At 58.5% G+C, this 14,157-nt stretch carries 14 protein-coding genes; 6 read left to right on the plus strand and 8 right to left on the minus strand.

The genetic code is table 11. The features are described from left to right. Window positions 1–4: 4 nt before the first annotated feature. From ACHQGU_RS08730 to trpS, 3 genes are read left to right on the plus strand one after another with little or no spacing between them, the layout of a single operon-like run. Window positions 5–496 carry an FKBP-type peptidyl-prolyl cis-trans isomerase gene (locus ACHQGU_RS08730; protein ID WP_062142105.1) on the plus strand — a complete coding sequence of 164 codons (492 nt, stop codon included), beginning with the start codon at window positions 5–7 and terminating at the stop codon, window positions 494–496. Window positions 497–556: 60 nt separating this feature from the next. Next, window positions 557–1,027: a cytochrome c gene (locus tag ACHQGU_RS08735; RefSeq protein WP_062249023.1), complete on the plus strand. Its 471-nt coding sequence runs from the start codon at window positions 557–559 to the stop codon at window positions 1,025–1,027. A 35-nt stretch (window positions 1,028–1,062) separates the two neighbouring features. Beyond that, a complete protein-coding gene (gene trpS, locus ACHQGU_RS08740) occupies window positions 1,063–2,058 on the plus strand; it encodes a tryptophan--tRNA ligase (protein ID WP_395494681.1) in 996 nt (331 codons plus the stop codon). Between the two features lie 69 nt (window positions 2,059–2,127). Here trpS and ACHQGU_RS08745 read toward each other — a convergent pair whose 3' ends face one another. The 5 genes from ACHQGU_RS08745 to ACHQGU_RS08765 form a co-directional block, all read right to left on the minus strand. Then, window positions 2,128–2,892 carry a YoaK family protein gene (locus ACHQGU_RS08745; protein WP_395494682.1) on the minus strand — a complete coding sequence of 255 codons (765 nt, stop codon included), beginning with the start codon at window positions 2,890–2,892 and terminating at the stop codon, window positions 2,128–2,130. Window positions 2,893–2,957: 65 nt separating this feature from the next. Continuing rightward, window positions 2,958–3,425 carry an MliC family protein gene (locus ACHQGU_RS08750; RefSeq protein ID WP_062271977.1) on the minus strand — a complete coding sequence of 156 codons (468 nt, stop codon included), beginning with the start codon at window positions 3,423–3,425 and terminating at the stop codon, window positions 2,958–2,960. 154 nt (window positions 3,426–3,579) lie between these two features. Next, a complete protein-coding gene (locus ACHQGU_RS08755) occupies window positions 3,580–5,514 on the minus strand; it encodes an FUSC family protein (protein WP_062142110.1) in 1,935 nt (644 codons plus the stop codon). Window positions 5,515–5,604: 90 nt separating this feature from the next. Further along, the gene (locus ACHQGU_RS08760; RefSeq protein WP_062142111.1) at window positions 5,605–6,507 is read right to left on the minus strand and encodes a LysR family transcriptional regulator; all 903 of its coding nucleotides are present in this window, start codon (window positions 6,505–6,507) and stop codon (window positions 5,605–5,607) included. A gap of 33 nt (window positions 6,508–6,540) precedes the next feature. Beyond that, entirely contained in the window at window positions 6,541–7,458 is a 918-nt protein-coding gene (locus ACHQGU_RS08765) for a DUF4232 domain-containing protein (protein WP_395494683.1), read from the minus strand. 177 nt (window positions 7,459–7,635) lie between these two features. Between ACHQGU_RS08765 and ACHQGU_RS08770 the strand changes: the two genes are divergently transcribed. The 3 genes from ACHQGU_RS08770 (at window position 7,636) to ACHQGU_RS08780 (ending at window position 9,630) form a co-directional block, all read left to right on the plus strand. Next, window positions 7,636–8,277: a PadR family transcriptional regulator gene (locus ACHQGU_RS08770; RefSeq protein WP_395494684.1), complete on the plus strand. Its 642-nt coding sequence runs from the start codon at window positions 7,636–7,638 to the stop codon at window positions 8,275–8,277. A 130-nt stretch (window positions 8,278–8,407) separates the two neighbouring features. Beyond that, window positions 8,408–8,689: a SelT/SelW/SelH family protein gene (locus ACHQGU_RS08775; protein WP_062271969.1), complete on the plus strand. Its 282-nt coding sequence runs from the start codon at window positions 8,408–8,410 to the stop codon at window positions 8,687–8,689. Between the two features lie 50 nt (window positions 8,690–8,739). Next, the gene (locus ACHQGU_RS08780; RefSeq protein WP_395494686.1) at window positions 8,740–9,630 is read left to right on the plus strand and encodes a delta(1)-pyrroline-2-carboxylate reductase family protein; all 891 of its coding nucleotides are present in this window, start codon (window positions 8,740–8,742) and stop codon (window positions 9,628–9,630) included. Window positions 9,631–9,654: 24 nt separating this feature from the next. On the opposite strand, the gene ACHQGU_RS08785 is transcribed toward ACHQGU_RS08780, so the two are convergent. From ACHQGU_RS08785 to ACHQGU_RS08795, 3 genes are all read right to left on the minus strand, one after another. Further along, on the minus strand, window positions 9,655–10,497 hold the full coding sequence (locus tag ACHQGU_RS08785; RefSeq protein WP_395494688.1) for a DNA/RNA non-specific endonuclease: 843 nt from the start codon (window positions 10,495–10,497) through the stop codon (window positions 9,655–9,657). Window positions 10,498–10,543: 46 nt separating this feature from the next. After that, window positions 10,544–11,425, minus strand: a complete 882-nt coding sequence (locus ACHQGU_RS08790; protein ID WP_395494689.1) for a 3'-5' exonuclease — start codon at window positions 11,423–11,425, stop codon at window positions 10,544–10,546. 87 nt (window positions 11,426–11,512) lie between these two features. Continuing rightward, on the minus strand, window positions 11,513–14,038 hold the full coding sequence (locus tag ACHQGU_RS08795) for a TonB-dependent receptor (RefSeq protein ID WP_395494691.1): 2,526 nt from the start codon (window positions 14,036–14,038) through the stop codon (window positions 11,513–11,515). Window positions 14,039–14,157: the final 119 nt, after the last annotated feature.

The raw sequence follows: 14,157 nt of genomic DNA on the forward strand, positions 1-14,157 counted from the left end.
GACCATGACCCGTCGTTTCAACATCATCCCCTATCTGCTTGCGGCCAGCATGGCCGTTTCTCTTACGGCCTGTGGCTCCCACAAGCAGGAAGAACCCGAGCTGACCCCCATGCAGCAGCTGGACAAGCTGCGCAGCCAGCCTGGTGTGACGGTGCTGAAGGACGGGCTGGCCTACAAGGTTCTGCAGTCTGGCAAGAAAGACGCCGACCAGCCGCGTCCGGGTGATGTCATGATGCTGATCTATGAAGGCCGTCTGCCTGATGGATCCATTTTTGACAGCTCAGAACAGCATGGTGACGGCGCTTATATGCAGATGCCGCTGGAAGGCCTTGTAAAAGGCTGGATGGAAGCCCTGCCGATGATGCGCGTAGGTGATACATGGATGCTCTATGTGCCGCCTGAGCTGGGCTATGGCCACAAAGCCATGGGCGTTATCCCGTCCGACAGCCCGCTTATCTTCCGTATCCAGCTGCTGGGTGTGACGCACACGCGCTAACCCCGGCACGTTGCCAAAGCTGGCTCCGCCCGTGTGGAGCCAGCAGGTCTTTTTAGTATTATGACGTTTTTCAAACGGCTTCGCCCCGCTCTTCTTGCCGCAAGCGGGGCTGCTCTTTTCCTGACAGCCTGTACCCCTAAAAGCGGGGCTGGCCTGTACGGGACAAATTGCGGCATCTGCCACCATGGTGGCGACGGAATGCCCGGCGCGGTCCCCCCGCTTGTCGGACGAATTGACCGCATTGCCAGCACACCGGAAGGCCGGAAATATCTGGCTGATGTGCTGATGAATGGCGTCAGCGGTCCCATCAAAGCCAACGGGCAGCCTTACGAGGCCGAAATGCCGCCCTTCCGCTACCTGCAGGATGAACAGGTGGCACAGATTCTGACGTGGCTGTCTTCCCGCGGGCAGACCAGCCCCACACCGCAAATTACCACAGCAGACATTGCAGCCGCTCGCACTACCCGCAAATCGGCTGGCATGGTCGCGCTGGAGCGGGAAGAGCTGGACCATAAAGCCCCCCTTCCCTGACCCTTCCTTTTCCTGACGCAGGCACTGGTATCCTTATGCAACGTATTTTTTCCGGCATTCAGCCCTCCGGCATTCCGCAGCTTGGCAATTATCTGGGAGCCATCCGCAACTGGGTAAGCCTGCAGGCCGACCATGAGTGCGTTTTCTGCCTTGTGGACATGCATGCCATCACGGTGTGGCAGGACCCGGAAAAACTGCGCAACCAGACGCTGACGCAGACCGCGATCCTGCTGGCCGCCGGGATTGATACGGATAAGCACATTCTGTTCAACCAGTCCGCCGTTTCCGCCCATGCGCGGCTGGCCTGGATTTTCAACTGCGTGACCCGTCTTGGCTGGCTGAACCGCATGACGCAGTTCAAAGACAAGGCCGGCAAGGACCGGGAAAACCATTCCGCTGGCCTGTATGTCTATCCCAGCCTGATGGCGGCCGACATTCTGGCCTATAAAGCCACCCGCGTGCCGGTTGGGGAAGACCAGAAGCAGCATCTGGAACTGACGAATGACATCGCCCAGAAGTTCAACCATGACTACGGCATTGAATTCTTCCCGGAGGTCGAAGCCCTGATCCCGCCTGCCGCCGCGCGTGTGATGAGCCTGCGCGACGGCACCAAGAAGATGTCCAAGTCGGACCCGTCTGCCCAGAGCCGTATTGAGCTGACGGATGATGCCGACACAATTGCCCTGAAGCTCCGTCGCGCCAAAACGGATGCCGACGTGCTGCCCGCAGAACCTGCCGGACTGGCAGACCGCCCGGAAGCCAAAAATCTGGTGACCATTTACGCGGCTCTGGCTGACCTGAGCGTGGAAGAGGTTCTGGCGCGCCATCAGGGCGAAGGCTTTGGCCCCTTCAAAAAGGCGCTGACCGACGTTGTGGTCAACGCTATTGCCCCCATTGCGCAGGAAACCACGCGCCTGATGCAGGATGAAACCCATCTGGCCAACGTGCTGCGCTCCGGCGCTCAGCGCGCACAAGCGATTGCTGAGCCGATTGTTTCTGAAGCTGAAAAAATTGTCGGCTTTCTGAAGTAAACCGCTCCCGCGGCATCTGTCAGCAAGAAGGCCACTTCAAGAAACTGCTTTCTTGCTGGATGCTTTTTTTCAGAGAGACGGCGGATGCGTTGTATTCCGCTCTGTCTGACCAGACGATACTGGAAACGCGTTCGCCAGAATACCCGGCAGCGCCAGAGCAATGACCACACAGGCCACGCCCATCAGAAAAAAGCGTGGCCATGTGGTGTAGCCAAAGGCTCCTACTGCCCCGCCTGCGATAAAACAGGCAATAATTTTACTATGCAGCCGCAGGCGTAGCACCGTTTTTGCATGGTGTTCCGGATCAACAGGATGCCGAAAGGCATCGATCCAGTCTGCCAGTTCGATGCCCAGGTCGGTAATCATCCCTGTCACATGCGTTGTACGCACCACGGAACCTGAAATCCGGGTGACTGTGGCGTTTTGTAACCCCATCAGAAAGCTCAGCCCCAGCGGTGGCAAAATATGGTGCCCGGATGGGGGAAGCCAGAAAAACTGTGCCAGATTGATCGTGGCGAGAAGTAAACCTTCCAGCAGAATACTATAGGCATAAATCGCCTTCTGCCCGCGCCTGCGACCGCCATTGACCAGAAACGTGCACATCATCGCGCCGAGAAAAAAGCTGGCAATCAGGGCAACGCAGGTCAACACCTCCTCCGCCTGCCCTTTTTGCAGACCGATGGCAAAGGCTGTGACATTGCCGGTCATGTTCGCACAATAGGACCCAACACTCAGAAACCCGGCAACGTTCACTGCCCCGGCCACAAGAGCCAAAGAACAGCCGAGTTGCCGGTCATGCAGAAAGCTGCGGCTTCCTTTTTCAAGAAAAAGCATAGGTCAGCTCAAGACCACAGGAGCCAGCGCACGTATGCCTGCCTCTTTTTCCCGGCTCGCATCACTCAACGCCCTTTGCGCGAAGCTGCTTTATCCGTTTCCTGACAGGTTAAAGGCTTCGTGTCCTCTGCCCCCACTTCCGAGAAAAAAGCCGTGTCACCCTTGCTCCACCATTCAAACCGATTGGCCGTATAGCGGGCGCCAGAGGCGGAAATGACATTAGAGAAAACCTGTGTTTCTCCTTCCACCTGCAGCACAGCCAAACTGACCGCCCCGGCATTGAGATAGGTGACGGAGACGAGCGGTTTTGCGAGTTTATCCAGCAGTTCCTGAGAACCGGAACAGCGATACGTTGTGCTGATTTTCTGCACCTGACTTGCAGGTGTAAGCGGAATATTCAACGTGCTTGCCGCAGCGGATTTGGCTGCCAAACAGGTATTTGCGCCTGCGCCATCCAGCACACCAAAGGCAGCAGCCAATCCGGCCAGCACTTTTAATGTCAGGCCTTTTTTGCCAGCATTTCTGACGTTCACGAGGGCTCTCCAATCTTACCAGCGGGATACTCTGGCCGGAAAACTACACCCGGTTTGCTGTTTTACAAAAATTCACTGATTCAAAACCACTCATGCAGCGGGAAAAGCTTCGCCGTCCCTAAAGAAAGAAAGACCTCACAGAAGCCGATTTTCTTCAGGACAGCACATCCTCTGGCCGTTCAGCTGCCAGAATACGCAGGCTGATGGCCGCTTTCTGCAGGGTTTCCTGCACCTCAAACGGCTTACCGTGCATTTGCCGCAACAGCCATCCTTCCGTCATCCCGGCCCATGCCGTGGCATCTGTACCCGTCTGCACCCATTTACGCAAAAAGACCTGAATGCCGCGCCGGGCGCTGAGCGGCAGAACCGGGTCCTTCGCCACATCCCGCAGGAAGACAATGTGCATCCCCATGGTCATGGCGCGAAACTGCGTCTGCATATAGGCCAGCCGGACAGGTTGCGGCACGCCCTGCGCATTCCGCAAAATCCGCACAAGGCTGGAGGCGCTTTCTGCAAGCCATTGATGCACCGTCACCCGGCTGCCCGGTGCCCCCAGAGCCTTCAGTCTGCGCTCCACCCAACGGGCCGTGCGCCGCATGTGAGAGTCCACCCGGAATGGCAGGACGAGGCGATACGTCCAGCCAACAAAGGTCACGGCGACCAGAAAGGCCATGGCGTTGTTGAAAAAGGCTTCTTCTGAAAAGCGGCTCTGGTTCCCCGGCCCGATCAGAACGGGCAAGAACATATTAAAGGAAAAGGCATACCCTGCAGTAGCTGGCTTCCGCGCAGCCAGACCACCAATTGTCATGACGATCATCAGCATGACAATCAGCACCTCGGGGGCCGTGACCGCAGGCATGATCCAGAAGGCGTAAATGGCGGCAGCAAACGCACACCACAGCGCCCCTTTCAGAAAGGGGGTCGAGGCCACAATCGGATTTTCCCGCGTAGCCAGAAGCCCATAGACCAGAGCCACAAAGGAAATGAAGCCAGCCCCCGCAGGCCAGCCCGTCACCTCCCACACCAGCCAGCCAGCCAGAATGCCCGCGCAGGAGCGGATACCGTTTTCAACCGCTTCCAGCGCATGGCGGCGGGAGGTCATTTTAAAACGGAAGCGATCTCCGCGTTTCGGGTGCGCGCAGGCCTCAATATGCTGCCGGGCAATATCATAATCCGCGTAAAGGGAGGCAGGGAGCGGGACATCTGCCTGCGCTCCCTCATTTTTCGGCTCCAGTAACAACGCCATACCCCGCGCACGGGCCAACACCATAATCATGGCCGCGAGCGCCGCATGGGCGTGGTCTGCTGCGTGGGTGCGAGGCCCCATTTCCAGCGCATCAAACTCAATGCGGGCGTTAGCCGCCATCAGGTCTGTCAGAACCTGCCCTTGCGTCTGGGCATCCGCTCGCCCGCTGACCAGATCAGACACCACATGCCGCACCGTCTGAAAAGCGCCGTTCAGCCGGTCAAGCAGGCGTTTGCGGGCCTGCGTCTGCAAGGTGGGCATAAAAAGGACAGCCAGAAGGGCTTCACACACCACACCCAGAATAATGTAGGTGCCACGCGCAATGGCGATATCAAAAACCTCGTCAGGCTGCGCAATGGCTCCTGTAGCGACAATGGCTGAGGTAAAGCCTGTAAGCACCAGACCGTAGGCCCGATAGCTTTCCAGAAAGGTCGCTCCGCCACAACACAGGCCAATCCACACAGCAAGGCAGCAGAAAAACAGAGCGGAGGCCTGCGGGAAAGCGGCAATCAGCGCCACCCCAATACAGCAGCCCAGCACCGTCCCGGCGATACGCCAGCGCGCCTTGGACAGACTTTCCCCGCGCGAGGATTGCGCCACCACCCAGACTGTCAGCGGAGCCCACTGGGGGCTGTCCAGTTCCATGCCCATGGCAATCAGTAAGGACAGGACAGCTGCCAGGGAGGACCGGACGGCAAAGATCACGTCCATGGCCGAGGGCTCAAGCAGCCAGCTCAGCTTGCTGCGCCAGGACGTGCGTGGGCCACCGAAAAAGAGCCTGCCCAGCAAGCCCCCATCAGGCCCGACCATGCTCTGACCTGTCATGATAGTATCCCGGCGCATGGCACCCCCTCCTGCACGAAGCGGGACAATGCGAAAAACCGAGGGCCTTCGTCCAAATGTTTGTAATGATCAGGTGATAAAGCCTGCTTATCAGACTGAATAAATGTCTGCCACGTTCAGGGTCTGCGCCACATCCCACAGGCGCGTCAGCAACATGCTTGTGTTGGGTTGGGTGAGCCGCACAAGCCCGACGTCAGGCGATGCACATCCGTTAATGCGCCGGAGCTGAAGGCCGGAAAGCCCGACCCGCTCAGGCAACGCCGCCACCGGCAGGATACTGGCCAGACGCCCGCCAAGCAGTTCCGCATGCAACAGTTCCAGCGCATCAGTTTCCAGCATCACGGTTGGTGTCACATCAGCGTCTCTGAATCCGGCATCCACCAGTTGCCGACTGCGCATATTGCGGCTGAGCAGACACAGCGGCAGTGAGGCAATCTCCGCCCAGGAGCAGTGCTTACCGGCAGGAAGCTGAACCGAAGCCGCCGCAGCCAGCACATGCTGTTCCGCATACAAAGGCCGCGCCTCAAACACGCCATCACCCGGCAACTGGTCCAGATACATAATGCCCAGTTGCAAATGATGCTCCCGGAGCATCCGGGTAATGTCTGCGCTGGAATAAACCTTCACTTCCACATGCAGAGCCGGAACAGCCGCGCGAAAACATTCCAGCAGCAGCGGGACAACCTGTATGGCGGGCGGCATAACGCCAATGGAGAGCGAGCCTCCGGCAATATCCTGTGCAAAAGCAGCTTCCTGCTTCAGCCCGTCCAGTGCGGCCAGTGTCTGACGTGCCCAGACCAGAACGCGCTTGCCCTCTTCCGTCAGACCGTAAAAACGGCGGTTCCGCTGGATGATGGTAATCCCAAGCTCGTTTTCAAGCTGGCGAATACCCGCAGACAAAGCAGGCTGAGAGACGCCACAGCTTTCCGCTGCACGGGAGAAATGACGGCACCGGTCCAGCGCAATCAGATAAGTCAGTTGCCGCAGAAACACCGCATACCTCGCACAATCGGCTCTTTAAAATGCTTACTGCGCATCCGTATGCGCCTGTAGGGCACTCTGGTCAAAAACCTGATGCGCCCCGGCAGGCGCGCAGAGATGGCCTTTAAAGGCGGCCCGTTGCTCCCCCTGCCCGACCTTCAGCACAAGCCATGCGGGCTGCACGCAATTATGGCTGTCATCAAACACCTCGCCGGAAACCCAGTGCAGCGTAGTCTCACGCACAGCCCCGGGTTCTAGAAGGACAGGCTCAACATGCTGCATGCTTTTAGCCCCATGTGAACCGGGCTGACGTGCCCGAACGGCTGAGCGCCTGAAAACAGACAGCCTGGCCCCATTCTTATCCTCGAACTGCACAAGCGGAACCGGCGGCAGAGTGCAGGCTTCCGCCCCTGTATTCCGCACCATGAGCACGGTGCCGGACTGCGACATGCCATCAAACGCGCCGTTGCGGTCATCCAGCATGACGTTCAGATTGGCAGCCTCACAGGCGGCCGGGGTAGTCTGCCGGGCAGCGGACGACGCTGACGCGCCAGCCGCACCTGCGCCCGCAAGAGGTTTGGCCTCAAAGCTCTTCACACTGCCAGTGGCCGGGTCCAGATGGCAGGACCATTGGAAGGGCGTCCAGCTTATGCCATCCGCCGCCTGCCGGAACTGCCCCCGCCCCTGCAACAAAGAGGAACTGACCAGCACCTGACTACCGGGCTGATCATCCTGCAAAAAAAACCGATCATCTGCTCCCAGACGCGTCAGCGGTGCGCGTGCAGCGCTCTGACAGAGGAAGGTCGTCATCTTCCAGACCAGACTCTGGTTCTGCACCGCAGCACGATCCTGCGGGTTCTGAATGGCCGCAATCTGACGATTTATGCTGTCCATCTCGGCTTTAGACGGCTGGCTCTCACGGCCCTCCGCCGCAAAAACGGGCGTACTGAACAGAAGCGCCATAAGGCTAACGCCTGCGGCTCCGACCTTGTAAAAGCTTGATATGCTGCACATTTTTAGATGATGCGGGAGAGTTGGGGGCAGATCAAGCCATCATCCCCGCAGAGGCCTGATGCATTTCTCATAATAAATCGAAAAATAAGTCTTGAAATCTATCTTAAGATATTTATATCGTAAGACATGATGAAAACACAGAAACACGATCGTCCCTCCCGCCATCCTCACCACGCCGCCGGACCGCGCGGCGAACGCCACGGCGGAGGCCGGGGCTTTGGCCGCGGTTTTGGAGGGGGCTTCGGACGAGGTCCCGGCAGAGGAGACTTCCCCAAAGGCCGCAAACTCAGCTCGGAGGAACTCCAGCTGATTCTGCTCGCCCTGCTCGCTGAACAGCCTGCGCATGGTTATGAACTGATCCGCCTGCTGGAAGAAAAATCCGGTGGCTTCTATGCGCCCAGCCCCGGCATGGTCTACCCGGCTCTCACCTATCTGGAAGAAATTGGCCACACCTCCGTCACCCAGCAGGGCAACCGCAAGCTGTATAGCCTGACGGACGAAGGCCGGGCTTTTCTGGAAGAAAACCGCGAGCAGGCAGACCGTATTCTGGAAACCCTCGCCCGCATTGGCAGCCGTATGAGCGAAGTGCGGGAAGCCTTTGCCGGGGTCAACGCTGTTGATCCGGAAGCCGCTGATGCCCTGCATCAGGCGCGCCACGCGCTCAAACAGGCCATGATGCGCAAACGCGGCTGCTCCCCGGATGCTCTTAAGCGCATTACGCAGATCCTCAACACAGCGGCTGAGGAAATCTCAAAAATCCCGGAGTGAAATCCCGGATTTTTTCCTGACAGGTCTGGCCGCAGTGTATGCTGCCGCCAGATGAGACCTCTGGCAGAGACCGTCTGCTCATGGCATGAAGGCTCTCGTGTCAGACGCCTGCCCCTGAAAAGAGATCCGCATGACGCACAGTAAACCACGCATCACCATCCACTACTGCACGCAATGCAACTGGCTTTTGCGGGCTGCGTGGATGGCGCAGGAATTGCTTTCCACGTTTGGAGAAACACTGGGCGGCGTGACACTGGTGCCAGATAGCGGTGGCCGGTTTGAAATCCATGTGGATGATCAGCTGGTCTGGGAGCGCAAGCGAGATGGCGGCTTCCCCGGCCCGAAAGAGCTGAAGCAGAGAGTGCGGGATATCATTTCCCCTCAGCAGGATCTCGGCCATATCGACCGCTAGCGGCGGTTTAAAACGCGCTTTCCCTGCCCTTTTCTGGCATAATCCCGCGCATGAAACACTATTCCGCCGCCCAGACCCGTGACGCCCTCCCCTTTCCGGCTCTGGTAGACGCTCTGGCCGTGACGGCTCAGGCCTATGCAGAAGGCTCCATTGTGTGCCCCGAACGCAGCGTCGTCCCCGCCCCCGGCGGCTCCACGCTCCTGATGACCATGCCTTCGGTCAGTCAGGATCTTCTTGTCACCAAATTACTGACAATCTGCCCGGACAATGCCGGCACCGACCGCCCTACCATTCAGGGACAGGTTACCTGCGCCAGCGCACATACCGGCGAGTTGCTTTTTTCACTGGACGGTCCAACCGTGACCATGCGCCGCACCTCAGCCATAAGTCTGCTGGGCGTTCGGCTTCTGGCGCGTGGGCCCGTGCGCCGTGTGCTGATGATTGGCACCGGCACGCAGGCCCGCGCCCATTGTGAAGCCTTTGCCGCCCTGTATCCTGACGCCACACTGGTGGTGCGCGCCCGCACGCCGGAACGCGCGGCCTCCTTCTGCCAGCAACAGGCTGACCTGCCTTTATCGATCCGGCCAGAACTGCCAAACGAAGAGCGCTTTGATGTCGTCCTGACCGTCACCAGCAGCCGGGAGGTTTTGTATGACGGGCCACCTGATCCAGACTGTCTGGTGGTTGGTGTCGGGGCCTTCCAGCCCGACATGATTGAAGTTGGCCCGCAAATTGTGCGGAACAGCACCCTCTATGTGGATGACCCGATTGGCGCCCCAAGCGAGGCAGGAGACCTCATTCAGGCAGGCGTCAACTGGGCAGACGTGCGCCCGCTGGCCTCCGCCCTGCATACCCCGCCGCCAGAGGACCGCCCTATCTTTTTCAAATCCGTCGGCTGTGCCGCGTGGGATCTGGCGGCTTGCAGAGTGCTGGCGCCTTAAACGGCCCTCGGCTCTCCGCCAGCGTTACGGCACCAGAGACTTCACCAGAGCGCGCAGGGCTTTCTGTGCGGCTTTCTTGCCCCACTCTTTCAGCAACTTGCGGGTCCGGTCCTGTTTGGCCAGCGCATAGGGGCTTTCCCGAATAGGCGGCATCGCTGCGACGTGATCCTTCATGGACGCAGGAAGTGCCGGAAACGGATCAATATTCACCAGCCGGATCAGCATCGCGACACTGGTAATCCGGCAGGACGGTCGCGCGGTATTCAGGCAGACATACGCGCCCGTGCCATTCCCTGCCGGGTCATACACCGCTTTCCATGTCACGGTCGGGACGGGAATGTGATGGGAGCCGATAGTTCTGAACTGGTCCGGATCATAACCGGGGCCGGTCACCACAAAAATCTCCCCTTCCTCCCGCGCCCAGCCGCGCACGGCACTTTCCACCCCTTCCCACGGGCCACGATTAAGCTCCGGCGTTTGCGGCACAATGTTGGAGAGCAAAAAGCTTTGCTTCTGGGCCGTCGCCCCGGCCTCATCCCCACTTGGCGTCATGTGCCCACGGTCATAATGGGAACGGGTGTAATCCGCCGTCAGCGCCCGCATGGTGGAAGGCAAGCGCGTGTCCGGCTGAAAATTGTCATGCCGCTGCATCTTGTCGGCAATTTCCAGATTTTCTTCCGTCAGATCTTCCGCAGACCAAAGCGGGCCGCGCGTCTGTTCTGAGGCCAGTACGGCATACTGGTCATTACACAGCATGACAGTCCCGATCCGTGCCGTCTCGGACAGGACGGCTGGCGGGACACCTTTGGCAAACAGGTCCGGGCAGCTTGCAGCATTGGCAACGGGAGCCACTGCTACGGAAGACAAGCACAGCAGTCCCGCTGCACCAAAAAAAACTTTCAGCACGTTTGTCCTAAACCCGGCTTGTAAAGCGGTCTGTGACTTTAATCTCGCTGACAGTCAATTCAACATCCCGCCGGTAAATCTCGTCTCGCAAAAAGGTCTCTTCCTCCTCCCGTTTTTCAGGAGGCAGGTCGATAAACCATGCCTTAGGCCGCCCGTCCATGCCGTCATTCCAGCGATAGCCACGGGCCTTGAGCGCATCCTTGCTTTCAAAAGGTGCCTGCGTCGCCCAGATCCTTACCCAGACCGAACGGGCGCGGTCCAGCAGATAGGAGAGCGCACTCCGCCCCTCCGGGAAGCCGCAATAGCCCAGCAGCGCAAGGCTCGCCAGACAGTCATCCGTAGCGCGATGACCGTCAAAAAAGAACCCCGCCTGTGTTGCCAGATAGCCCAGTTTGCGCCCCTCGAAGCCAGCCTCGTCCCACGGCACATCCGACATGGAACAAGCCCACGGTTTTTCCGCAAAGGCAGGGCAAAAGGCTTCAATAAACGGACGGTCAAATGCGGCGTTATGCGCAATCACCAGAGAGGCATCGGCCGCAAAATCGGCCACCTCATCCGGCGCAATGCTGTGCCCGGCGAGCATGTCCTGCGTCAGCCCGGTCAACTCCGTGATACGCGGCGGCACGGGCACGGAGGGTTCACGCAGGCGGCTGAAAGCCGGCAAGACGCCAATCAGGCCGCCATCCAGCGTATAGGCAAAGGGCACCATGCCAATTTCGATAATTTCATCAAGGGCTGCATCCAGCCCTGTGGTCTCAAGGTCCAGAAACAGACCTTTGCGCACTCTGCGCCCCTGCGGCATGGCCTCCAGCCAATGCGGACGCAGGCGGCGCAACACACGATAATCGCCTGAGCGCTCCAGCGTTCGGGCAAGATTTTCCAAAGACATGTCAGCTCCTGAACCTGCGCGCAACTTATGCAGCGTTGCGCGCAGAGGCCAGAAGATTTTTCCCCCTCCCCCTCAGAACTTCAGGGCTCAGAACGAGGTGGAGACCGTCCCGATCATGGAAAAGGACGGCAGCGGCGCATAAGTAGGGGAAGAGTCCGCCGCAATCTTATGCCCATAGACCCCAACCGTGGGTTTGGCGTTGTTGGAGAAGGAATACACACTTCCCAGCTTGTTCTGCCCCGTCACGTTGGAGAAGTTCAGGCGGAACGTGGGAGACTGCGCAATCCACACCTTGGGGAAATGGTAGCCCAGCGCGATCGTATTGGTGAAGTAATACGGCATCGCCTGATCGTTCATAAAGGTGGAATACTGCTTGGCCGTAAAATGCAGGCTGGCGTTCAGGAAGAACGGGCCTTCATTGTAGGTCAGCCCCACGCTCGCCATGTATTTCGGCGTCATGACAGGCGTTTTGCCCTTGGTCCGCAGGTAATCCACCACACCGCTGCTCGAGGTTGTCGGCAGGTTATTGTCCATGGTCGCGTGCAGATATTCAAACGACACATACGGGCGGAAACGGTGCAGCAACGGCCGGGTAGACAGCATAACGTCCACACCCCGAATGGTCTCACCACCCGCATTCATGGTCTGGCTCACCTGCACATCGTTACTATAGGTGTTCAGTGACAGCAGACGGTTGGACACATTGAAGTTAAAGGCGCTGATATCCGCCACCAGCAGATTGCCGGAATAGCGATAACCGATTTCTTCCTTGATGGAATATTGCGGCTTTGCCCCGGCCCCGGAGGTCGTCATCTTGCCGGTTGTGGTGCTGTAACGCGTGATCAGCCCTACCGGAGACGGTGCACGGAAATCCCCCTCCGCGTTGATGTAAACCTGATTGCGCTTATCAATGTCATAGGACCACGCAACACGAGGCGTCGGCGAGACGAACGTCTGAGACGTCTTGCCTGCCCCACCCGGCAGATAATCCTGCCCGCGCAGGGTCATGGCCGTCACCTTGATGCCAGCCCGCAGGCTCATCTTGTGGTTCAGGAAATACTGCGTGTCTTCCAGAAAACCGGAATTCAGGCTGTAGGACCCAAGATAGTTGGTGGAATAATAAATATTGCCCGCCGTGGTGCGCAGATAAGCCGATTTATCCGTATCGGAAGGCCGCGCGCCGTTGGTCTGGTTCATGCGCATCATGGGCGTCAGCAAAGAATAGCTGTTCTCTTCATGCCAGTAACCAACCTGCCCTGAATTGTCCTTCAGGTTCCAGTGCAGGGCCGCCACAACGCCCCCCTGCTGGTTGAGGGATTGCGCAGCACTGGCCGCGTTATAATACGTGCCTTTTTTGACCTTACCGTCCCCGTCCAGATCAATCTGCTCAAGCGTGGTCCCGGCATAGGTGTAGCCTTCACGCATGCGCGTCGCACTATCCAGCGTAATGGCGGCCCGCTGGTAATACGGCACCACACTCACACTGAAAACGTGGTTCAGCGCCAGTTTTATTGGCAAAGAGGCGTAGAACTGGTCCTTGTTTGTGCCACGCTCCGCGTAATAGGTGCTGGGTGAGGTCTGGCTATACGTCGCCAAATAGCTCAGCGGCAGGGAAACTGGCCGGTCATGTTTGTCGTTAAGGAAGTTCGCCATCGTCGGATAGCGGTTCAGGTAGGACTCATAGTGGTTGTAACCGACGAACAGATCAACCGAACTGTTCTGCCCGAATGTTTTCTGGGCGCGGAAATCCATATGCTTCCGGTCACTATTGCCCGACCCGCGCCAGGCATCCGCACGGGTATGCGAGAACGAGACATAGCTCTTGATGCCCGAATTCCCCAACAGGCCCGTATCCAGCCGGATAAACTCCTTGGACGTATTGAAGGAGCCGTAACTGCCGGAAATCGTACCCCCGAATTTGTCAGACGGCTTGCGGGTTGTAATGGAGAGCGAGCCTGCGGCGGCAGACGTCAGCGGATCTTCCACCGAAATGGAACCCGGCGTCATGGATTCAACAGAGATATTCTGGGAATCAATATAGTTCTGAATAAAGCTGGCCCCGGAGGTGGAGGAGCCATTGGCAATCGGCATGCCGTTCAGCAGGAAGCCGATATCCACGTCATTCAGGCCGCGGCTGGTGATGGAGCTGCCATCAATACCACTGGGGTCTGAGGAAGACACATTCACACTCGGCAGATTGGCAATCAGATCCAGCGGCGCGCTGGTCGGGCTTTGCATGCCAATATAGGTGCTGGTAACGGACTGCGTGGCGCGCGCATCATGCTCCACGCGCATCATCCCGCCGCCGGGGGCATTCCGCCTGCTGCCACGAATATCGAGGCTTTCAGACTCACTGGACTCACGGTCGGCAGACCGGGCCGGGCGCGCCTGTTTCCGCGCGGGACCGGCCTTGCCTTTCCCGGCATTTGCAGGGGCTACGGCACCGTTGGACCGGCCTGTTGTGGACGGGCTGGAGACAGTCTGCGCAGAGGCAGACTCACCCAGCACAAAAGCGCCAAGAACAGTTGCCGCCATCAGGTGCCGCTTGCGCCGAATGGAACGCAGCAGAGCATTGGAGGGACCGGCAACAGTGCAAATCTTCTGACGAGACATGAGGCGGAGTTTCCTGAAAGAGCATGACGCCTGACAATCGTTACGAATCTTCTCCAAAAGATAAATCGCTTAATCGTGGCGACATTATAAATCTGAGCTTGATAATGACAGTTTTGAGG

It is taken from the genome of Acetobacter sp. KSO5 (assembly GCF_044094635.1).
Taxonomy (GTDB): domain Bacteria; phylum Pseudomonadota; class Alphaproteobacteria; order Acetobacterales; family Acetobacteraceae; genus Acetobacter; species Acetobacter cerevisiae.